General features: G+C 64.3%; 18 protein-coding genes. 6 read left to right on the top strand and 12 right to left on the bottom strand.

Features of this window, described 5'->3' with window-relative positions:
• Window positions 1-3: 3 nt before the first annotated feature.
• Window positions 4-426 carry an NUDIX hydrolase gene (locus GT753_RS02730; protein ID WP_160125237.1) on the bottom strand — a complete coding sequence of 141 codons (423 nt, stop codon included), beginning with the start codon at window positions 424-426 and terminating at the stop codon, window positions 4-6.
• Between the two features lie 106 nt (window positions 427-532).
• Here GT753_RS02730 and sseA point away from each other — a divergent pair, with 106 nt between their 5' ends.
• On the top strand, window positions 533-1378 hold the full coding sequence (gene sseA / locus GT753_RS02725; RefSeq protein WP_160125236.1) for a 3-mercaptopyruvate sulfurtransferase: 846 nt from the start codon (window positions 533-535) through the stop codon (window positions 1376-1378).
• On the opposite strand, the gene GT753_RS02720 is transcribed toward sseA, so the two are convergent.
• The gene (locus GT753_RS02720) at window positions 1375-2244 is read right to left on the bottom strand and encodes a LysR substrate-binding domain-containing protein (protein ID WP_160125235.1); all 870 of its coding nucleotides are present in this window, start codon (window positions 2242-2244) and stop codon (window positions 1375-1377) included. The two genes, sseA and GT753_RS02720, sit on opposite strands and share 4 nt — an antisense overlap.
• Window positions 2245-2349: 105 nt before the next feature.
• On the opposite strand from GT753_RS02720, the gene GT753_RS02715 reads away from it, so the two are divergent.
• The 5 genes from GT753_RS02715 to GT753_RS02695 all read left to right on the top strand — a co-directional run bounded on the left by GT753_RS02715 (window position 2350) and on the right by GT753_RS02695 (window position 5404).
• On the top strand, window positions 2350-2919 hold the full coding sequence (locus tag GT753_RS02715; protein ID WP_160125234.1) for a DUF4865 family protein: 570 nt from the start codon (window positions 2350-2352) through the stop codon (window positions 2917-2919).
• 76 nt (window positions 2920-2995) lie between these two features.
• Window positions 2996-4231 (top strand): FAD-dependent oxidoreductase, encoded by a 1236-nt coding sequence (locus GT753_RS02710; protein WP_160125233.1) that lies wholly within the window; start codon window positions 2996-2998, stop codon window positions 4229-4231.
• Window positions 4232-4299: 68 nt separating this feature from the next.
• Window positions 4300-4560 (top strand): type II toxin-antitoxin system Phd/YefM family antitoxin, encoded by a 261-nt coding sequence (locus GT753_RS02705; RefSeq protein WP_033637606.1) that lies wholly within the window; start codon window positions 4300-4302, stop codon window positions 4558-4560.
• A complete protein-coding gene (locus GT753_RS02700; protein WP_015377105.1) occupies window positions 4520-4867 on the top strand; it encodes a type II toxin-antitoxin system RelE/ParE family toxin in 348 nt (115 codons plus the stop codon). The genes GT753_RS02705 and GT753_RS02700 overlap by 41 nt, the downstream gene beginning before the upstream one ends.
• A 24-nt stretch (window positions 4868-4891) precedes the next feature.
• Window positions 4892-5404, top strand: coding sequence for a GNAT family N-acetyltransferase (locus tag GT753_RS02695; protein ID WP_099982641.1), 513 nt, complete (start codon window positions 4892-4894; stop codon window positions 5402-5404).
• A 21-nt stretch (window positions 5405-5425) separates the two neighbouring features.
• Here GT753_RS02695 and GT753_RS02690 read toward each other — a convergent pair whose 3' ends face one another.
• From GT753_RS02690 to GT753_RS02645, 10 genes are all read right to left on the bottom strand, one after another.
• A complete protein-coding gene (locus GT753_RS02690) occupies window positions 5426-5938 on the bottom strand; it encodes a DUF2165 family protein (protein WP_160125232.1) in 513 nt (170 codons plus the stop codon).
• A gap of 118 nt (window positions 5939-6056) precedes the next feature.
• Complete coding sequence (gene urtE, locus GT753_RS02685; protein ID WP_021503947.1) at window positions 6057-6755, bottom strand: urea ABC transporter ATP-binding subunit UrtE; 699 nt, start codon at window positions 6753-6755, stop codon at window positions 6057-6059.
• 12 nt (window positions 6756-6767) lie between these two features.
• Entirely contained in the window at window positions 6768-7574 is an 807-nt protein-coding gene (gene urtD, locus GT753_RS02680) for an urea ABC transporter ATP-binding protein UrtD (protein ID WP_015377102.1), read from the bottom strand.
• Entirely contained in the window at window positions 7571-8647 is a 1077-nt protein-coding gene (gene urtC, locus GT753_RS02675) for an urea ABC transporter permease subunit UrtC (RefSeq protein ID WP_031299706.1), read from the bottom strand. The genes urtD and urtC overlap by 4 nt, the downstream gene beginning before the upstream one ends.
• Window positions 8647-10227, bottom strand: coding sequence for an urea ABC transporter permease subunit UrtB (urtB, locus tag GT753_RS02670; RefSeq protein ID WP_160125231.1), 1581 nt, complete (start codon window positions 10225-10227; stop codon window positions 8647-8649). The genes urtC and urtB overlap by 1 nt, the downstream gene beginning before the upstream one ends.
• Window positions 10228-10283: 56 nt before the next feature.
• Window positions 10284-11552, bottom strand: a complete 1269-nt coding sequence (urtA, locus tag GT753_RS02665) for an urea ABC transporter substrate-binding protein (RefSeq protein WP_033633796.1) — start codon at window positions 11550-11552, stop codon at window positions 10284-10286.
• 35 nt (window positions 11553-11587) lie between these two features.
• Window positions 11588-12298 (bottom strand): GntR family transcriptional regulator, encoded by a 711-nt coding sequence (locus tag GT753_RS02660; RefSeq protein WP_033634128.1) that lies wholly within the window; start codon window positions 12296-12298, stop codon window positions 11588-11590.
• Between the two features lie 14 nt (window positions 12299-12312).
• On the bottom strand, window positions 12313-15933 hold the full coding sequence (uca, locus tag GT753_RS02655) for an urea carboxylase (RefSeq protein WP_160125230.1): 3621 nt from the start codon (window positions 15931-15933) through the stop codon (window positions 12313-12315).
• Between the two features lie 2 nt (window positions 15934-15935).
• Complete coding sequence (gene atzF / locus GT753_RS02650; RefSeq protein ID WP_160125229.1) at window positions 15936-17765, bottom strand: allophanate hydrolase; 1830 nt, start codon at window positions 17763-17765, stop codon at window positions 15936-15938.
• 223 nt (window positions 17766-17988) lie between these two features.
• Complete coding sequence (locus tag GT753_RS02645; protein ID WP_031299709.1) at window positions 17989-20556, bottom strand: putative mucin/carbohydrate-binding domain-containing protein; 2568 nt, start codon at window positions 20554-20556, stop codon at window positions 17989-17991.
• Window positions 20557-20589: the final 33 nt, after the last annotated feature.

Here is a 20589-nt window from a genome sequence, read left to right as displayed (position 1 = left end):
GGGTTAACCGCCCTGCCGCCAATACTCCGCCACCCGGCGGCGCAGGTGTTCGATACCCTGCGGATGGTGAATAAACTGCTCCGCCGGCATCATCCGCCAACGCTGCCCCTCGTCGCCGAAACGTATGGCGGCGATCTGCGCCGGAGTGATCATCCCGGCCATGAACCAGGTCGGCGGATAGCCGGGCAAAATGCCGTCGTAGCGCCGCCGCCAGACAACCTGACGTTCGGCGATCGCCACGCCGAACTCTTCCTGCGTCTCCCGCTGCACGCACTGCAGCGGCGTTTCGCCGTACTCCCGCCCGCCGCCGGGCAGATCCCACAGGCCGGGCCACGGAATGCCCGGTTTATCGTCCCGTTGGTAAACCAGCAGGAAACCATCGCACAGCAGCGCGATCTTGGCCCCGCCAAACGCCTCGTCCGTCATGATTTTTCCGCTCCCTGCCCATTGCCTTTGACTGAACATCATACTTCATCCCCGCGCGGCCTGGTGTATAGTGAAAATCCGTTTTCACAACAGGCGAACAATAACGATGAACTCTCCGTTTCTGGTGACCCCTCAATGGCTTGCGCAACATATCAACGATGAAAATCTGGTGGTGATCGACGTCCGGATGTCGCCGGTGGGGCTAACGCCGAAAAAGGACATGCTTGCCGAGTTCGAACGCGGCCATATCCCCGGCGCGGTCTATTTCGACATCGACGAAGTGGCGGACAAAAACACCGCGCTGCCGCACATGCTGCCGACGGCGGCGGAGTTTGGCACGGCGGTGGGCAAGCTGGGCATCAGCGAGCGCGATACCCTGGTGATTTACGATGAGGGTAACCAGTTCTCCGCGCCGCGCGGCTGGTGGACCTTCCGCAATTTCGGCGCCCAGCATGTTTACGTACTGGACGAAGGGCTGAACGGCTGGACAGCGCAGGGCCAGGCGCTGGCCACCGGCCCGGCGCAGCCTGAACCGCAGGCGTTCAACGCCCGGTTCAACGCCGACGCGGTGGTGGATATGCGGCAAGTGGAACAGGCGTTAGGCACGCCGGTGCAAATTCTCGACGCGCGCGCCGCGCCGCGCTTTTATGCCGAAGCGCCGGAGCCGCGCCCCGGCCTGCACCGCGGCCACATTCCCGGCAGCATCAACATTCCGTACGGCGAGCTGCTGGAAAACGGCCGCTTCAAATCGCTGGAGGCGCTGCGCCAAACCTTCAGCGACAAGGGCGTGGATATCAACGGCCCGATCATCACCAGCTGCGGCTCCGGCGTGACGGCGGCGGTGCTGGCGTTCGGCCTGCTGTCGCTCGGCGCCCCGCAGGTCAAACTGTATGACGGCGCCTGGAGCGAATGGGGCCAGCTGAGCGGCAAACAGCCCATCGCCAAAGATTAGGTTTCGATCCGCTCGACCACGATCTGCGCCAGCCGCTGCACGGCCGCCGAGGGCTGATCCTCGGCGCGGTGCAGCACCACGCCGAGCTGGCCGAGAACGGGCAGCAGTTCGGGCACCAACGGTGACAGGCCGGGCGGCAAACCCGCCGCCGTGCGCACCGTGACGCCCAACCCGGCGCTCACCGCCGCCCAAACGCCGTTCAGGCTGCGGCTGCTAAAGGCGATGCGCCAGGGAATGCCGGCGCGATCCAGCGCCTGCGTCGCCGCGCTGCGCATCAGACAGGGTGCGTCGAACATCACCAACGGCAAGGGTTCGTCCCCTTCTCGCCACGGCGCCAGCGCGAAGCCTGGCGACGCGATCCAGTGCAACTGCCGCTGCCCCAGCGCCTGATGAAACGGCGTGCTCAAACCGCCGTCCCACGCCAGCGACAGATCCAGCTGGCCTTTCAGCACCCAGTCGATCAGCTCGGCATTGCGGGCGATGCGCGCCTCGATGCGCACCTTCGGATTGGCGCGCGCGAAGCTGCCCAACACCTGCGGCAGAAACGTCTCGCCGAAATCTTCCTGCAGCCCCAGCCGCACCGTGCCCTGCAGATCCAACCCGCGCACCGCGGCGGCGGCTTCGTCATTGAGCTCCAGCAGGCGGCGCGCGTAACCGAGTAGGGTTTCCCCCGCCTCGGTCATCACCATGCCGCGTCCGGCCTTGCGCAGGATCGGCGCGCCGACCTGCTGCTCCAGCTTTTTCAGGTGAGCGCTGACCGCCGACGTCGAACGTCCCAGCCGTTCCGCCGCCTTGGCGAAGCTGCCCAGCTCGACGCCGGTGACGAAGCTGCGCAAATCCTCGAGATCGAACGTGATTCGCCCCATGCTGACCATCCTGATTTTCTGAACCATCAATCAAAATAATACCGATTTTACTGATAAAGATGGCGTGTCACGCTCTCCCGGTCAATGTCTTTGCGGAGAATCCTTATGCTCGCGATGCAATACCGTTTCACCCTGCCCGCCGATTACGACATGGCGATCGTCCGCCGCCGCATCGCCGATTTCGGCCATCGGCTCGACGCCTGCCCGCAGCTGATCGTCAAAGCCTATCTGTACGCGCAGCGCAGCGAAGGCAGCGCCGAAAATCTCTACGCTCCCTTCTACCTGTGGAACAGCAGCGCCGGCATGAACGATTTCCTGGCCGGCGAAGGTTTCAGAGGCCTCAGCCAGGCGTTCGGCTGGCCGCGCGTCAATCATTGGCTGCCGTGGCTGACGCATTTCGATCGCCCTCATCTGGCCGAGGCCGCCTGGGCAACCTGTCAGGAACAGGCCATCATCCCCTACAGCGATCTCCCTGCGCTGCGTCGGCAACAGCAGGCGGCGCCCGGCGCGCTGGCCTCCATCGTGGCGTTCGACCCCGCCGAGTGGCGGTTAGTGCGGCTGGATTTATGGCGTGAACCGCCGCAGGCACGGCCGCAAAACGGCCAGCTGTTCCGCGTCGGCCATCTGTCCATCCCCTTTGACCACACTGCGCCGCGGGTTGACAGTCAAACTTGATATTGATAATCATTATCAACATTAAACATTCACTTGCGGCTCGCGGGATGCGTGCCGCTCTCCGGGGTCAACCGTCATGCCGTCATCACCGATCACACCTTACGCCACCACCTGCTGCATCGTGGGGGGCGGCCCCGCCGGGCTGATGCTCGGCTATCTGCTGGCGCGGGCGGGGATCGACGTGACGGTGCTGGAGAAGCACGCCGACTTTCTGCGTGATTTTCGCGGTGACACCATTCACCCGTCGACGCTGGAAGTCATGCATCAGCTGGGTCTGCTCGACGAACTGCTGACGTTGCCGCACCAACGCGCGGAATCCCTGCATGCCGAAGTCGCCGGACGCGACATCAAGCTGGCGGATTTCAGCCGCCTGCCGACGCGCTGCAAATTTATCGCCTTTATGCCGCAGTGGGAGTTCCTCAACTTTTTGGCCCAGCAGACCGCCGCCTTCCCCAACTTCAGGCTGCTGACCTCAACGCAGGTTCATGAGCTGCTGTACGACCGCGGCCAGGTGTGCGGCGTGCTGGCCGATACGCCGGAAGGCCCGATCCGCGTGCGCAGCCAGTTGGTGGTCGGCACCGACGGCCGCAACTCGGTGGTGCGCGAACAGGCGGCGCTCAGCAGCCGATCCTTCGGCGCGCCGCGCGACGTCTTGTGGATGAAGCTCAGCAAGCAGCCGGGCGATCCGGCCTGGTCGATGGGCCACACCGGGCCGAAACAGAACTTCATCATGATCGATCGCGGCGACTACTGGCAGTGCGGTTACTCGATCGATAAAGGCAGCTTCGATGCGATCCGCCGCAGCGGGCTGGAGAAATTTTTACTGCACCTCGCCGAGGTGGCGCCGTTCCAGGACGATCGCCTGCAGGAGATCGTCGAGTGGGATCAGGTCAAACTGCTGAGCATTCGCATTGATCGTCTGGATCGCTGGGCCAAACCGGGGGTGCTGTGCATCGGCGACGCCGCGCACGCCATGTCGCCGATCGGCGGCGTGGGCGTCAACCTGGCGATTCAGGACGCGGTGGCCGCCGCCAACGCCCTGATCCCGCCGCTGCGCCAGCATCGGCTGCAGCTGAAGCATCTGCTGAGCGTGCAGCGCCGGCGCGAATTCCCCACTCGCGCCATCCAGTTTTTGCAGATCAAAATGAGTCAGCGTAAGCCGGGTCAGCGCCGCGCCGCCGGCGGCTCGCGCCTGATCGCCCGCGTCGGCAACAGCCGCTGGCTGCCGCGCCTGTTCGGTCGCATCATCGGCCTGGGCTTTCGCCGCGAAACGCCGCGACATCTGTCCAACGAAACCAACCCGCCGGAATAACATTGGTGATTTTTTCATCGCACCGTATAATGGTTAAATCGAACGATTTAATTAACTGGAGCGATTAAATGTACGCACTCAGCGCGAACGAGGCGAAAACCCAATTCGGCGATTTGCTGCTCAAGGCGCAGCGTGAACCGGTGCAAATCAATCGCAACGGCAAACCGGTCGCCGTCGTCATGTCGGTAGAAGATTACCAGGCGCTGGAAGATCTCAAATTACGCGCGCTGCAGCAAAAAATCGCGCAGGCTACCGCCGAGGAAGACGCCGGTAAGGCGGTAGACGGCGATGCCTTCTTCAACCGTCTGCTCACCGATGAAACCGACTGAGATGCCCGCGTTTCGCCTCACCCCGCAAGCCCAACAAGATCTGCTGGCTATTCGCCATTTCACCGTCGAGCACTGGGGCCAAGCGCAATCTCGCCGCTATCTTGAGCAGTTGAGGGAGGTCATGCATCATCTGGCGGATATGCCGGAAGCGGGTAAGGCCCACTTTCACGATCTGGGCGAAGAAATACGCAGTTTTCCTTACGCCAGCCATAGGATCTATTACCGCAGCCGCCCTGCCGGCATCACCGTTCTTGCCATTCTGCATCAGGCGATGGTGCCCCACCGGCATCTGGAACAACGGCTGTAATTCTTCTTACTCAAAGGGGCACAGATGTTCACCGTCCGTCAGGCATTGGTAGAAGATTTAACCCAGGTGCGCGATATCGGCATCAGCACCTATCGTTCGCACTTCGGTGAGCTGTGGCACTACCCGCACGAGCTGGAGGCCTTTCTGGCCGAGGATTTTTCCGTCTCCGCGCTGGAACGGACGCTGCGCCAGCCGGACGTGTGCTGGCTGTTGGCCTATGAGAATGATGCCCTGGTCGGCTATGCGCGGGTGAACTTCGACAGCCTGCTGGCACCAACCGAACAAATCGGCGCAGAGCTGCAGAAAATCTATTTCCTGCCGGGCCATGCCGGCAACGGCTTTGGCCAGCACCTGTTCGAACAGGTGCAGCAGCGGGCTATCGACCGTCGGCAAAAAACGCTGTGGCTGGAGGTGCTGCAACGCAACACCCGCGCCCAACGTTTTTATCAGCGCCAGGGATTGAGCATGTGTGGCGAGACCTGCTACACCAGCGCCCAGGGCTCGATAGGCATCTGGTATATGAGCAAGGCGCTGTAACCGCGCCCCACTCCGCCTTCGTTAACGCGGCTCCCGCTGCAGCATCAGGAACAGCAAGGCAAACGCATTGGGCGCCAGATAGATCAGCGCCCCCAGCTGCACCGCCAACGGATCCTTCTTGGCCTGCCAGGCCATAAACCAGTCGCCGGCGACCACCATAAAGCCGACGCCCCACACCGCGATCGCGCAAAGCGCCCCCAACATCGCCCAGGCTTTGCCCTTGGCGAAGGCGGCGTAAGGGGCTTTCAATCGCCCGATCATCAGCACCACGCCCGCGGCCGCGAATAGGCCGGCCAGCGTTTCCAGCGTGGTGATGACCGCCAACCCCAACATGCAGGCCCAGTCGGCGCGGATCGCGCGCCACATCAGCCCCGGCGTTTGATAAGTATCCTGCATGGCGAGCAGCGGCCCAACCGCATTGCGCGCGGTGCCGGCGAAATCCGCCGTATTGTTCAACAGACTGAACAACCCCCACAGAGCCGGAAACAGGGACAGGACGATGCAACCGAGGCGTGACACAGTGATTTCATTCATGATGATGTTAGCTATCCATGGCAAGGGATTAATAAAGAACGCCTTTTAGATTAATCCATAACATCAGCAAGGAAAAACAACGGCACGACTTTCAGACATGCGGCTCCCATTTTTTCGTTCAAATCGCCACCAGCGCGCGTACGCCGTCCTGTTCCATATTGCTGCCGGCGCCGCGCTGCACGATGCTGCCGCGCGACATCACCAGATAGCTGTCCGCCAGATCGGCGGCGAAGTCATAGAACTGCTCCACCAGCAGGATCGCCATATCGCCGCGCGCCGCCAGCTGTTTGACCACTGCGCCGATCTCCTTGATCACCGAAGGCTGGATCCCTTCCGTCGGTTCGTCGAGAATCAACAGCTGCGGCCGGCAGGCCAGCGCCCGGCCGATCGCCAGCTGCTGTTGCTGCCCGCCGGAGAGATCGCCGCCGCGCCGATCCTTCATCTGCCGCAGCACCGGAAACAGGTCATAGATCGGATCCGGCACCGCGCGCGCGTCGGCGCCGGAAAAGCGCGCCAGCCCCATCAGCAGATTTTCCTCCACCGTCAGACGCGGGAAGATTTCCCGCCCCTGCGGCACATAGGCGATGCCCGCCTGCACCCGCTGATGCGGCTTTTTACCGGTGATGGCTTCGCCCTGCCAACGGACGCTGCCGCTGCGCGCCGGGATCAGCCCCATCAGGCATTTCAGCAACGTGGTCTTGCCCACGCCGTTGCGCCCCAGCAGGCAGGTCACCTCGCCGATGCGCGCCTCGAACGACAGGCCGCGCAAAATGTGGCTGCCGCCGTAAAACTGATTCAATTCCTCTACCTGCAGCATGATTACGCCTCCTCAGCGCCCCAGATATACCTCAATCACCCGTTCATCGGCCTGCACCTGCGCCAGCGATCCTTCCGCCAGCACCTGTCCCTGATGCAGCACCGTCACGCGATCGGCAATGGTTTCCACAAACCCCATGTCGTGCTCCACCACCATCAGCGAATGCTTGCCCGCCAGCTCGCGGAACAGTTCGGCGGTGTAGTCGGTTTCGGCGTCGGTCATGCCGGCCGCCGGCTCGTCGAGCAGCAGCAGGTGCGGTTCCTGCACCAGCAGCATGCCGATCTCGAGAAACTGTTTCTGCCCGTGGGACAGCAACCCGGCGGGCCGGTGGCGCTCATGCCCCAGCCGCAGGGTCTTCAGCATCTCGTCGATGCGGTCGCGCTGCTCGCTGCTCAGGCGAGCGCGCAGGCAGGCCCACACCGACTTGCGGGTTTTCTGGGCGATCTCCAGATTTTCGAACACCGTCAGCGCCTCGAACACCGTCGGTTTTTGAAACTTGCGGCCAATGCCGGCGTGGGCGATCTGCATCGGCGCCAGCCGAGTCAGATCGACGGTCTGGTCGTAAAACACCCTGCCGCTGTCCGGCCGGGTTTTGCCGGTGATCACATCCATCAGCGTGGTCTTGCCGGCGCCGTTGGGGCCAATCACGCAGCGCAGTTCGCCGACGCCGATGCGCAGCGACAGATCGGTCAGCGCGCGAAAACCGTCGAAGCTGACGTTGACGTTGTCGAGCTGCAGCACCGGATCGGTTTGCTGCCGGTATTTGTCCGCCGGCAGCGGATGGGTAAACAGTTCGTCGGTCACTTGCATCGCCTTCATGAGGTTTTCCTCCGCCGCAGCAGGCCGATCACTCCTTTGGGCAGAAACAGCGTGACGACGATAAACATCAGGCCGAGGAAGAACTGCCAGTATTCGGGAATGGCCATGGTGAACCAGCTCTTGGCGCCGTTGACGATGCCGGCGCCGAGCAGCGGCCCCACCAGCGTGCCGCGCCCGCCGAGCGCCACCCAGATGGCGGCCTCGATCGAGTTGGTCGGCGACATTTCGCCGGGGTTGATGATGCCGACCTGCGGCACATAGAGCGCGCCGGCCAGCCCGCACAGCACCGCCGACAGCGTCCAGACGAACAGCTTGAAGCCCTTCGGGTCGTAGCCGCAGAAGGTCAGGCGGTTTTCCGCATCGCGCACCGCGGTCAGCACCCGGCCGAATTTGCTGCGCGCCAGGGCAAAGCCGATGGCCAGGCTGGCGGCCAGCAGCAGCACCGTCGCCAGGAACAGCGCCACCCGCGTGCCGGCGGCGGTGATGGGAAAGCCGAGCAGCGTGGTGAAACCGGTAAAGCCGTTATTGCCGCCGAAGCCGGTCTCGTTGCGAAAGAACAGCAGCATGCCGGCATAGGTCAGCGCCTGGGTCATGATCGAGAAATACACCCCTTTGATTTTCGAGCGAAAGGCGAAGTAGCCGAACAGGAAGGCCAGCAGGCCCGGCACCAGCACGATCAGGCACAGCGCCCAGGCGAAATGCTGGGTGCCGCTCCAGAACCACGGCAGCTCATTCCAGGAGAGGAACGCCATAAATGCCGGCAGCCCGTCGCCCGCCGCCTGCCGCATCAGGTACATGCCCATGGCGTAGCCGCCGAGCGCGAAGAATAGCCCGTGGCCGAGCGACAGCAGCCCGGCATAGCCCCACACCAGATCGAGCGCCACCGCCACCACCGCGTAGCACAGGATCTTGCCCGCCAGCGTCAGGGTATAGGTGGACACCGCCAGCGGATGATCCGCCGGCAACAGCGTCAAGAACGGCATCACCAACAGCGCCAGCAACGCCAGCGCGCCGATGCTCAACGCCAGCCGGGGCGCTTTCTGCACGCCGGTTACGGTCAATGGTTGGCTCATCAGTCAATCACCCTGCCCTTGAGGGCGAACAGCCCCTGCGGACGCTTTTGAATAAACAGAACGATCAGCACCAGGATCAGGATCTTGCCCAACACGGCGCCGATCTGCGGTTCGAGGATCTTATTGACGATGCCGAGGCCGAAAGCCGCCGCCACCGTCCCCGCCAGTTGGCCGACGCCGCCGAGCACCACCACCAGGAACGAATCGATGATGTAACCTTGCCCCAGCTCCGGCCCGACGTTGCCCAACTGCGACAGCGCCACTCCGCCGAGCCCGGCGATGCCGGAACCCAGCCCGAAGGCCAGCATGTCCACCCGCCCGGTGGGCACGCCGCAGCAGGCGGCCATCGCGCGGTTTTGCGTCACCGCGCGCACGTTCATGCCGAGCCGGGTCTTGTTCAGCAACAGCCAGGTCAACGCCAGCACCAGCAGCACGAACGCGATCACCGCGATGCGGTTCCACGGCAACACCAGGTTCGGCAACAGCTGCACGCCGCCCGACAGCCACGCCGGGTTGGCGACCTCGACGTTCTGCGCGCCGAACAGCACCCGCACCAGCTGGATCAGCACCAGACTGATGCCCCAGGTGGCCAGCAGGGTTTCCAGCGGCCGGCCGTACAGGTGGCGGATCACCGTGCGTTCCAGCGCCATGCCGATCCCGGCGGTGATGGCGAACGCCACCGGCAGCGCCGCCAGCGGATAGAGCGCCAGCCACTGCGGCGCAAACTGTTGAAACAGCCCCTGCACCAGATAGGCCGAATAGGCGCCGAGCATCAGCATTTCGCCATGCGCCATATTGATGACGCCGAGCAGGCCGTAGGTGATCGCCAGACCAAGCGCCGCCAGCAGCAGGATCGAACCGAGCGACAGGCCGCTGAACGCCTGGCCGAGCAGATCGCCGATCATCAGGCGATGCTGCACGCGCTGCAGGCTGCGCTGCGCCTCGGCGCGCACCGCGGCGTCCGGCTCATTGGCCGCGTCGGTCAAGGCTTGCAGCCGCGCGCGGGTTTCCGGCTCGCCCGATTCCCCCAGCAGCCGCACTGCATTGAAGCGCACCTGCGGGCTGGCGTCGGTCAATTGCAGGTTCGCCAGCGCAATGCTCAGCGCGTCGCGTACCTGCGGGTCTTTCTCCTGCCCCAGCCGCCGGGTCAACAGCGGCAACTGTTCGCCCTGCGCCTCGCGCTGCAGCGCGGTCGCCGCCTGCAGCCGCACCGCCGCATCCGCGCTGACCAGCCGCTGCGCCGACAACGCGTTGGCGATCAGAATGCGCAGCCGGTTGTTCAGCCACACCTTCTTCGGCTCGCCAACCGGGGCCGCCTCACCTTCAAGCGGCAGATAGCGGTCGCCCTGGCGGATAAAGGCGCGTTTCGCCTCGTCGATCGCCACGGTTTCCTGCTGCAGCCCCTGCAGCAACGGCAGACGCGCAGGATCCGGCTCGGCCGCCCACGCCTGCAGCAGTTTGGCCTGCTGCGCGCGAGTGGCCGCCGCGAACTCATCGGCCGGCCCGGCCTGCGCCAGCAGGGGCCAGGCGCACAATAGCCACAGCCCGGCGCGCAGAGAGGATAAAAACGGAGATTGCATCAGCTGCCTCTTCTGTTGGGCCGGCGCGCGTCGAGCCGCGCCGGCGCTGAGTGACGTTACTTGCCGCCTTTCACCGGGTAATCCGGTTTTTTGTCGTTGCCGGCGATATACGGGCTCCACGGCTGCGCACGCACCGGCGCTTCGGTCTGCCACACCACGTTGAACTGGCCGTTGCTCTCGATCTCGCCGATCATCACCGGTTTGTGCAGGTGGTGGTTGGTTTTGTCCATGGTCAGCGTGAAGCCCGACGGCGCGGCGAAGGTTTGCCCGGCCATCGCCGCGCGCACCTTATCGACGTCGGTGGTGCCGGCCTTTTCCACCGCCTGCGCCCACATGTGCAGGCCTACGTAAGTGGCTTCCATCGGATCGTTGGTCACCGCGGTGGCGTAATTCGGCAGATTGTGCGCCTTGGCGTAGGCTTTCCACTGGCTGACAAACTGTTTATTGGTCGGGTTATCCAGCGATTCGAAGTAGTTCCAGGCCGCCAGGTTGCCCACCAGCGGTTTGGTGTCGATGCCGCGCAGCTCTTCCTCGCCGACCGAGAAGGCGATCACCGGCACGTCGGTGGCCTTGACGCCTTGGTTGGCGAGTTCTTTGTAGAACGGCACGTTGGAATCGCCGTTGATGGTGGAGATCACCGCGGTGTTGCCGCCGGCGGCGAACTTCTTGATGTTGGCGACGATGGTCTGGTAATCGCTGTAGCCGAACGGCGTATAGACCTCTTCGATATCCTTGTCCTGCACGCCTTTGCTGTGCAGGAAGGCGCGCAGGATCTTGTTGGTGGTGCGCGGATAGACGTAATCGGTGCCCAACAGGAAGAAGCGCTTGGCGCCGCCGCCGTCCTCGCTCAGCAGGTATTCCACCGCCGGGATCGCCTGCTGGTTCGGCGCCGCGCCGGTGTAGAACACATTTGGCGACATCTCTTCACCTTCGTATTGCACCGGATAGAACAACAGTCCGTTCAGCTCCTCAAACACCGGCAGCACCGACTTGCGCGACACCGAAGTCCAGCAGCCGAACACCGCCGCCACCTTGTCCTGGCTCAGCAGCTGGCGCGCCTTTTCGGCGAACAGCGGCCAGTTGGAGGCCGGATCCACCACCACCGGCTCCAGCTTTTTGCCGAGCACCCCGCCTTTGGCATTGATCTCGTCGATGGTCATCAGCGCCACATCCTTCAGCGGCGTCTCGGAAATCGCCATGGTGCCGGAGAGCGAACTCAGAATGCCGACCTTGATGGTGTCGGCGGCCTGCGCGCTCCAGGCCAGGCCCAGGCCGATCGCGGCGGCGGACAGCGCAAAAGCTTTGATAAAACGACGACGTTGCATAGTTCAAACTCCTGATGTGTGTGAAATCAAAATCGTTACGCCGAGCGCGCAGGCTGCTGAGCCCGCGCCTGGTGCAACATGTGCAGCGTTATTTTTCGTACCTCTGCCTTGCTGACGGCGATATGCTCGCCGAGCAGCGTTTGCGCCGCCCCGCTTTGCCGCTGCAGGATCGCCTGCAAAATGGCGGCGTGTTCGCGGTAGGTGGCGTCCACCCGCGCCTGCTGGGTGAAATCCAGCCGGCGAATGATGCGGATTTTTTCGGTCAGTTCGCGGTGAATGCGCGCCATTTCGCCGTTGCCCGCCGCGGCCACTAACGCCTGATGAAACTGCTCATCGTGCTGCGACACCGCCTTGCCGTCCGCCAGGCGCGGCGCTTCGGCCCAAAAACGGCTCAGCGCCGCCAGCGCGCCTGGCGTTTCCCCGGCCGGGCGTTCGCACAGCCGTTTCACCGCCTCTTGTTCCAGCACGATGCGCAGGTCGTACAGCTCTTCGAAGTAGGCGAAATCGAACGGCCGCACCTGCCAGCCGCTGCGAAACAGCACCTCGACATAGCCTTCGCGCTCCAGCCGAAACAGCGCCTGGCGCACCGGCGTGCGGCTGGCCGCCATGCGCTGCGCCACCTCGCTTTCGCTGAAGCGATCGCCCGGCAGCAGGCGAAACTCGAAGATGTCGGCCTTGAGCTGCAGATAAATGCGCTCCGCCAGCCCCTCCGGGCGCGCCTTGTGCTCTCCGTTGGTGATTTGCATCATCGCTTCTCCGTTCAGACCGCCTTTTCCAGCCACAGCAGGGCGTCGCCCGGCCCGACCGGCCGCCCCTGCCGGCAGCTGATGCGCTTAACGATCCCGGCGCGCGGCGCGGTGACCGCCAGCTCCATTTTCATCGCCTCGACCACGATCAGCGGCTGCCCGGCCGCCACCGCCTGCCCCGGTTCCACCAAGATCTTCCACACGCTGCCGTTCAGATCGGCGCTGACCAGATCGCCGTCGATGGCGTCTTCTTCCTCCGGCGGCAACAGCTGCGCCTCGGCCTCGTCGTCATCGCTGCGCCAGCGCGCCACTTCGGCGCTGAACGCCTGCTGCTGGCGATGCTGGAAGTCGGCGATCGCCCCGGCGTTGTCGGCCAGGAAACGGGTGTAGGCGGCGAAGTCGAACTCGCTCTCGTCGATGCGCACCTGCATGCGCCCTTCGCGGAACGCTTCGCGCTGCTCGTCCAACTCTTGCTCGCTGACCGGGTAGAAGCGCACCTGATCGAAAAAGCGCAGCAGCCAGGGCTCACCGGCGGTGAACTGCGGGTTTTTGAGGAATTTGTTCCAGATCGGCAGCGTGCGCCCCACCAGCTGGTAACCGCCCGGCGAGTCCATGCCGTAGATGCACATGTACATGCCGCCGATGCCGACCGTCCCTTCGGCGGTATGGGTGCGCGCCGGGTTGTATTTGGAGCTCAGCAGGCGATGGCGCGGATCGAGCGGCACCGCGCAGGGCGCGCCGAGGTACACGTCCCCCAGCCCGAGGATCAGGTAGCTGGCGTCGAACAGAATGTCGCGCACCTGCTCGCGTCGGCTCAGGCCGTTGATGCGCTGAATGAAATCGACGTTGTTCGGCAGCCAGGGCGCCGAGGCGCGCACCGTCTGCTGATAGCGATCCACCGCCCCCAGCGTGGCCGAATCCTCAAACGCCATCGGCAGCCACACGGTGCGCGTAGGCACCTTCAGGCGGCTGACGTCCCCCAGCGCCCGTTCGCGCGCCAGCAGGCGCTGCAGCAGGTCGGCCTGGCTAATCTGCCGGCTGTCGTAGCGGATCTGCAGCGAACGCACGCCCGGAGACAGCTCCGCCACGCCCGGTATCGCCTCCTCACGCAGCGACTGCATCAGCAGATGAATGCGCAGGCGCAGCGCCAGATCGAGCACGTTGTCGCCGTACTCCATCAGGATGTAGCCGTCCCCCGCCTGGCGATACGACACCGCCGGGCGCCCCTCCGCCGCCGGCAGCGCTGCCAGCACCGCGGCGGAAACGGTCTCCGCCGGGGCCAGATCCGGCGGCGGCAGGGTGATGGCCTTCACCGCCGCCAGCGCTTCGATGCTGCCGAGCTGCGCCTGCTCCAGCGACTGCGCCTGCCGGAAGCCGATCGGATGGAAACAGATGCGGTCGCCCGGCTTCACCTGCCCCACTTTCCACAGTTCGGCCTTGGCAATGGTCACCGGGCAGACGAAGCCGCCGAGGCTCGGCCCATCGCGGGTCAGGATCACCGGGAAGTCGCCGGTGAAGTTGATCGCGCCGATGGCGTACTCGCAGTCGTGCACGTTGGAAGGGTGCAAACCGGCTTCGCCGCCGTCCTCCCGCGCCCACTCGGGCTTCGGCCCCGCCAGGCGCACGCCGAGGCGGTTGGAGTTGTAATGCACCTGCCAGTCGGTGGCGAAGAAGGCCTCTATCGATTCGGCGGTGAAAAAGTCCGGCGCGCCGTGCGGCCCGTACAGCACGCCGATGTGCCATTGATCGCCGTAGTGCGGGATCAGGCTGTCGTCCATCGCCTGCGGCGCGGCGATCGGCGCCGGCGTGGTGCTGGCCGCCAGCGCCGGTTGGGCGATCGCCAGCATGTCCGCCACGCGCAAGGTGCGCCCGGCGTGGCCGCCGAACTGCCCGAGCGCGAAGGTAGAGCGGCTGCCGAGATATACCGGCACGTCGAAGCCGTTACGCACCGCCAGATAGGTACGGCAGCCGTGCGTAGCGCGCCCCAGCGTCAGCACCTGCCCGGCCCGCACCGTAATCGGCCGCCAATACGCAACCGCCTCGCCGTCCAGATCGGCCGGGCAGCTGGCGCCCGTCAGCGCGATGGTGGCGTCGCAGTGAAAGCGCAGCGTCGGCCCCTGCAGGGTAAACTCCAGCCCGGCCGCCGCCGGATGGTTGCCGACGATGCGGTTGGCCAGCCGAAACGCGAAGTCGTCCATCGGGCCGGACGGCGGCACGCCGATGTCCCAATAGCCGAGGCGGCCGGGATAATCCTGCACGCTGCTGTAGGTGCCGGGTTGCAGCACTTCGAGGCAGTGCGGCTGGAAACGCAAATCGTCCAGCAGGCGCGTCCAGACGTCGCCGCGCTGAAATTGCGGCGTGGCGATCACCTGCCGCAGATAGTCGAGGTTGGTGGCGATGCCGTGCAAACGGGTCGCCGCCAGCGCCACGCGCAGTTTTTCCAGCGCCTGCGCCCGATCGGCGCCGTGCACGATCAGCTTGGCGATCATCGGGTCGTAAAACGCCGAAACTTCGCTGCCGGTCGCCACCCAGCCGTCGAGGCGCACGTCGTCAGGGAAATGCACCTCGGTCAGCACGCCGGGGCTGGGCTGGAAGTTTTTCAGCGGATCTTCGGCATAGAGGCGCACCTCGATCGCCGCGCCCTGCGGTGCGCGGCGCAACGCCGCCCAATCCAGCGCGTCACCCGCCGCCACCTGCAGCATGCATGCGATCAGATCCAGACCGGTGACCATCTCGGTAACCGGGTGCTCTACCTGTAAGCGGGTGTTCACTTCCAGGAAATAAAACTCGTCGCGCGCGGCGTCGTAAATGAACTCCACCGTGCCGGCGCTGCGGTAATTCACCGACTCGCCCAGCGCCACCGCCGCCCGATGCAGCGCCTGGCGGGTCGCCGCCGGCAGATGCGGCGCCGGGGTTTCCTCCACCACCTTTTGGTTGCGGCGCTGCAGTGAACAGTCGCGCTCGCCGAGCGCCGCCACCTGCCCCTGGCCATCGCCGAAAATCTGCACCTCGACGTGGCGCGCCCGATCGACGAAGCGTTCGATAAAGGCGCCGGCGTCGCGGAAGAACTGCTCCCCCAGCCGTTTGACGCTGTCGTAGGCGTCGCGCAGCGCCGCCTCGTCGTCACAGCGCGTCAGGCCGATGCCGCCACCGCCGGCGGTGCTTTTCAGCATCACCGGGTAGCCGATGCGCGCGGCGGCGGCGACCGCCTGCTCAACGCTCTCCAGCAAGCCGGTACCCGGCGTCATCGGCACCCCGGCCAACGCCGCCAGCTCGCGCGCCCGGTGCTTGAGGCCGAACTCGCGTATCTGCGCCGCCGTCGGGCCGATAAAGGCAATGCCCGCCGCCTCGCAGGCGTCGGCAAACTCGGCGCTCTCGGACAAAAAGCCGTATCCGGGGTAGATCGCCTGCGCGCCGGTGGCCGCCGCGGCCGCGAGGATCTTGTCGATGCGCAGGTAACTGTCGGCGGCCTTGTCGCCGCCGAGCGCCACCGCCCTGTCGGCTTCGGTGACGTGCGGCGCATTGCGGTCGGCGTCGGAATAAACCGCCACGCTGGTGACGCCCAGGCGTTTCAGGGTGCGAATGGCGCGGCAGGCGATTTCGCCGCGGTTAGCGATCAGTACGGTAGTAAACATGTTCATGCCCCCTTAATGCTGACGAGATAGTCGCGCCAGCCGCCAAACTCAGTGATATCCGTGGCGCCTTCCAGCGCCCAGGCTTCGCAGATAAACCCCTTCACCCGCCGGCCGTCCGCCAGCAGCAGCGTGCCGATGCCCAATGGCGCCGGGATTTCCGCCACAAACTCGCCAAAACGGGCCAGCGGGATGTCCCACAGCTCTACGCGGATCGCCGCCCCCTGCGCCGCGCGCGCCAGCCCCGGCTTCGGCGGATCGGTATCGGCCAGCGCGTAGAGGCGATAACAGGGGGCGGTGACGGTTTGCTCTACCCACACCGCGTCGCGCTGCGTCAGCTGGGCGTTGAGCGGCATGCCGCTAAGGTGAGCGCCTACTACCGCCAGACGCACGTGTCCCGAAGACGGGGCCGGCGCCGGCTGCGGCGGCAATGCCCGGCCGATAGCGCCGAGCGGCAAGGCGCTTTGCCGTTGCCAGCGCAGGCCAAACGCCGCCAGCGCCCGGTCATGCCAGGCGGGCGCAATCAGGGTGATGCCCGCCGGCAGACCGTCTTCGCGCAGCGGTCCCGGCAGCGCCAGCGCGCTCAGATCGGCCAGGTTGGTGAAATTGGTGTAAGTGCCGAACTGCGAATTGAACAGCACCGGTTCCTGCGCCATCTCCGCCAGGGTGCGGATAGTGGGCGCGGTCGGCACCACCAGCGCGTCGAACGGCGCCAGCCGCTGGGCGATCTGCCGCGCCAGCTCGGCGCGCAGGTATTCCGCCTTGTAGGCGTCGCAGGCGCTGTAGCCGAGGCCGTTACCAACGATGCCGCGCACCACCGGATCGATAGCCTGCGGGTTCGCTTCCAGCACCTGCTCAATGGCTACCGTGCGCTCCGCTACCCAGGGGCCGTAATACAGCTGTTCCGCCAGAGTGCGAAACGGCGCGAAATCGAGGGGTTCCAGCGTGGCGCCGCCCGCCTGCAGCTGCGCCAGCGCTCGGTGAAACGCCCGCTCGGCCTGCACGTCGCCGAAAAACTCCAGCTGGGCGGGAACGGCGAAACGCGGCGCGGCGGGGATATCCGCCGGCGCGGTATGCGGATCGGCGCGGGAATACGGATCTGCCGCGTCAAAGCCGCTCGCCAGCTCCGCCACCTGCGCGGCATCGGCCACCGTCAGCGCGAAGATCGAAACGGTGTCGTTCAACCGGCAGGCCGGCACCACGCCGCGATTGGACAACCGCCCCTTGGTCGGCTTCAGCCCGACGATGTTGTTGAACCCGGCGGGCACGCGCCCCGAACCGGCGGTATCGGTGCCCAGCGCGAACGGCACCAGGCCGCGCGCCACCACCGAAGCGGAGCCGGAACTGGAACCGCCGCTGACGTAGCGGCTGTCGAAGCTGTTGACCACCGCGCCATAAGGTGAGCGGGTGCCCACCAACCCGGTAGCGAACTGGTCGAGGTTGGTTTTACCGAGGGCGATCGCCCCGGCGGCGCGCAGGTGGGCGACCACGGTGGCGTCCGCCGCGGCCTGATAGGTGAACGCCGGGCAGGCGGCGCTGGTCGGCCAGCCGCCGACGTCGATATTGTCTTTGATGGCAAAGGGCACGCCGAACAGCGGCAGGCGGCTGAGATCGCCGGCGACCGCTTCGAGCCTCTGTGCCAGCTGCCGATACTGCTGCTCGCGCTGCGCCGACGTGGCGAGATACAGCCAGGCGTTATCGTCCGGGTTCAGGCCGGCGACCAGCGTTTCGATCGTCACACTGACGCAGGCAAGGCGCTCGCCCGCCGGACGGGTTTGATAATGGTGCTGCCATTCACTGAGGGTAAAACCGCACGCTTCAACAGGTTCGCTCATCGGCTGAATTCCATCTGGTACACAAGATGGGATCCAACAGAGCAACCGTCGTGCCAATTTTTAATCTCATGATTTCAATAAATTATAATTAAAACTTATGACAGCAGCGGCAAACGGGCTGCACCAGCGGCGCGCAGCGGGAGAACAAAAAGAGTGCAATGGCGGGATGACGCAGAGGAAAAAACGGGGCGGCGACACTCGCCGCCCCGCAGGCCGATGGGGATCAGTCGTTGATGCGTTTCAAACCGACCGGCGTAATGCAGTAGGTCTGTTGCTTGCCCTTCTCCGTCAGCCGCAGGTGCTGCATTTCGTTGACGATCGCCAAGCGGTTGTCCGGCTCTTCATGCCGCAGTTGAATCACTTCACCGCCGTAACCCGACAGCGGCAACACCCAGGTTTTGGCCGGTTGATTCTGGCTGCCGATGACGTCGTAACTGAGCAAGACATTGCCGTCCGCATCCGTCACGCTGAGGAAGGCGTAGCTGTCGGCAAAGTAGTGGTGAGCAATCCCCGCCGCCAGCGTGACAGTAACGGTTTTCTTCACCAGATCGATGGCGCCGGTCAGGAACTGGCGATCGCCGATCCCTTTGGCAGCCACGGTAAACGCATTGCCGACGTTGGCACCCGGCGGCGTATTGTCGGCCGGCAGGCAATCCCGATAGGTCGCCAACAGTGACTCGCGCTGCGGCTCGGCAAAGGCGCCGATCGCCAGATAAATATCATCTTTGAACGACGATGATGGCGCATAGTAAGCCGGCAGCAGATGACGCAAACGCTGCGCCGCCTGTTCCAGGCGCGCCAGCAGCGCTTGTTCAGGATCGCCGGACAGCGCCGGGTTTTTCAGCCCGCTTTTTTCGATACGCAGCACGTTGGTTTTGTTTTTATTATCGATAACCCCGGTCGCCGCCGGATTCAGGCGCACCCGACTCGGCTCCACATGGTAAATCTCGATGTCATCGCCCTCGGCAAACGGCAGCTCGTCATGACTTAAGGTAGCCTGAGTGCCCTGAATCTCCTTGCTGAAGCGCACCGCGCCCTGCCGATCGCGCAGCGTCACCCGTGCATAGGTTTCACCCGGGAAGTAGGCGTGCGGCGTGGTGCTGGTCACGTCAACCACCACCGCTCCTTTGGCGCGATCGACGACCACGGTGGCAAAGACCGCATCGCTCAGGCCCAACAGATTGATCTCCTGAGAAACGATCGGCGAAGCGGCTTTGCGCTCAAAGCGAAGCGTCACCGCGTTTTTCCCCTGTTTCACCGTCAGGTATTCCGCCGTCGGCCGATATTTACGATCTTTGCCGGTCGGCAACCGCAGGGTATACACGCCGATCGGCAGCGCAGTCAGCGCCAGGGTCGGCGTGTCGATACGGACTTTGTGGGCATAGCGCGCCCCTTCCATCAGGATCAGATCTTCACCGTAGATCTGCGCAAAGTCATCGATATCCAGACTTAGGGTGACGTCGCCTTTCAGCCCGCTGGCCTTGAGCTGGCAGGAGTCGACCAGCCGCAGCGAGGAATCCAGCTTCAGCTGCGCCTGCACCGCCGGCAGACTCTGCGCGTCCACCAGTTGATACAGCGGATACACCGCCTTGGCGTGGCTGAACGCGTTGCGATCGCGCTGCGCTTGGGTGATCACGCCGCCGGTCAGCTCGACGAACGGCGTCACGTCGATCTGCTCACCGGCCGCGGCGAAGCTTGCCGACAGCAGATCCAGCAAGGCATGTTCCGACGGCACGAAGCCCGGCGTGTTGCAGCTTTGACGATATTGCTGATTAAAGTGCGTGAAGGCGTTCTTGCCTGCCTTGTCGACCATCAGCATCGCGAAGAACAGCTTGGAGCGCAGATCCCACTGGTTGAGCGGCGTGCCCTGAGCGATCAGATCGATGATTTTCTTCTCGACGCCGGCCGCGTTGCCGTAGTTATACAGCCACCCCTCCTGGTATTTGCGTTCCCCCAGCATCACGTCCTGATAGCAAGCGGCATAAATATTGTTCCACATCTCACCGGTGGAGAAATATTTGTCGCCCATAAAGTGCCCCTGATAGCCGTGCGCGATCTCATGCAGGCTGCCCCAGTTGCTGTCTTTCGGCGTCAGCCAGAAGCTGCTGACCGAGTTGCTGGTTTCCGCCGTCCAGCGGCCGCCGTAATACGCGGCGCCGGCGCCATGCTTATCGGCCTTCATAAAGTAGCGGTTGCGAATATTGCGATCGGATTCGTGTTCAGCCTCGAACGAGACGCCGGTCAGCGCATTGTAGAAAGTGAAAATGCGATCGTAGTAGGCGATCAGCCCGTCGATGTTTTTCGCGTCGCCCAGCGACTTCAGCGCCGGTTTACTGATTTTCGGCACCAGCAACACTGCGTACTCCGCATCGACCAGGGCAAACTCGGCGTCCCGATCGTCCCAGCGGGCAAAGAACGCGGCTTCGTTTTCGCCACGACGATAAACCGGCAGCGCTTTCGCCGTGTCCGGGTACTCGAACTCCAGCACCGGCTCGCCCTGCCCATACGGCGTATCGATGAACGGCACCGAGACGGCATTGACCTGGGCCTCGACCCAGCTCGCGCCAACGCTGAATTCCGCCTCCGTTTTGCTGTCGTCATTCAGCAAGCGCAGCGTGAGCTTGCCGGTAAACGCCGCGTTGGTCTGGCGCACTCGCAGCACCTGCCCGGCGGCGAGAATGATGCCCAGGTGCTGGCGATCGTGATCGATGCCTTTGCTCATGCCTGCCGCATCCAGCCAGACAGGCCGGGTCAACGTGTAAAGTGATTGGGTTTTCGTGATGGTTGGCATCCTGCTTTCCTCATGGTTTGGGTGATTGAATTG

Source organism: Serratia sp. Z4 (assembly GCF_009900725.1).
GTDB lineage: Bacteria > Pseudomonadota > Gammaproteobacteria > Enterobacterales > Enterobacteriaceae > Serratia > Serratia nematodiphila.
The sequence above is the reverse complement of the archived record's forward strand: the minus strand, read 5'-3'. Positions and strand labels throughout refer to the sequence as shown.

Excerpts from the sequence above, each read along its gene's own strand:
- GT753_RS02730 (WP_160125237.1), bottom strand. The coding sequence starts at position 426 with ATGACGGACGAGGCGTTTGGCGGGGCCAAGATCGCGCTGCTGTGCGAT.
- sseA (WP_160125236.1), top strand. The coding sequence starts at position 533 with ATGAACTCTCCGTTTCTGGTGACCCCTCAATGGCTTGCGCAACATATC.
- GT753_RS02720 (WP_160125235.1), bottom strand. The coding sequence starts at position 2,244 with ATGGGGCGAATCACGTTCGATCTCGAGGATTTGCGCAGCTTCGTCACC.
- GT753_RS02715 (WP_160125234.1), top strand. The coding sequence starts at position 2,350 with ATGCTCGCGATGCAATACCGTTTCACCCTGCCCGCCGATTACGACATG.
- GT753_RS02710 (WP_160125233.1), top strand. The coding sequence starts at position 2,996 with ATGCCGTCATCACCGATCACACCTTACGCCACCACCTGCTGCATCGTG.
- GT753_RS02705 (WP_033637606.1), top strand. The coding sequence starts at position 4,300 with ATGTACGCACTCAGCGCGAACGAGGCGAAAACCCAATTCGGCGATTTG.
- GT753_RS02700 (WP_015377105.1), top strand. The coding sequence starts at position 4,520 with ATGCCTTCTTCAACCGTCTGCTCACCGATGAAACCGACTGAGATGCCC.
- GT753_RS02695 (WP_099982641.1), top strand. The coding sequence starts at position 4,892 with ATGTTCACCGTCCGTCAGGCATTGGTAGAAGATTTAACCCAGGTGCGC.
- GT753_RS02690 (WP_160125232.1), bottom strand. The coding sequence starts at position 5,938 with ATGAATGAAATCACTGTGTCACGCCTCGGTTGCATCGTCCTGTCCCTG.
- urtE (WP_021503947.1), bottom strand. The coding sequence starts at position 6,755 with ATGCTGCAGGTAGAGGAATTGAATCAGTTTTACGGCGGCAGCCACATT.
- urtD (WP_015377102.1), bottom strand. The coding sequence starts at position 7,574 with ATGAAGGCGATGCAAGTGACCGACGAACTGTTTACCCATCCGCTGCCG.
- urtC (WP_031299706.1), bottom strand. The coding sequence starts at position 8,647 with ATGAGCCAACCATTGACCGTAACCGGCGTGCAGAAAGCGCCCCGGCTG.
- urtB (WP_160125231.1), bottom strand. The coding sequence starts at position 10,227 with ATGCAATCTCCGTTTTTATCCTCTCTGCGCGCCGGGCTGTGGCTATTG.
- urtA (WP_033633796.1), bottom strand. The coding sequence starts at position 11,552 with ATGCAACGTCGTCGTTTTATCAAAGCTTTTGCGCTGTCCGCCGCCGCG.
- GT753_RS02660 (WP_033634128.1), bottom strand. The coding sequence starts at position 12,298 with ATGCAAATCACCAACGGAGAGCACAAGGCGCGCCCGGAGGGGCTGGCG.
- uca (WP_160125230.1), bottom strand. The coding sequence starts at position 15,933 with ATGTTTACTACCGTACTGATCGCTAACCGCGGCGAAATCGCCTGCCGC.
- atzF (WP_160125229.1), bottom strand. The coding sequence starts at position 17,765 with ATGAGCGAACCTGTTGAAGCGTGCGGTTTTACCCTCAGTGAATGGCAG.
- GT753_RS02645 (WP_031299709.1), bottom strand. The coding sequence starts at position 20,556 with ATGCCAACCATCACGAAAACCCAATCACTTTACACGTTGACCCGGCCT.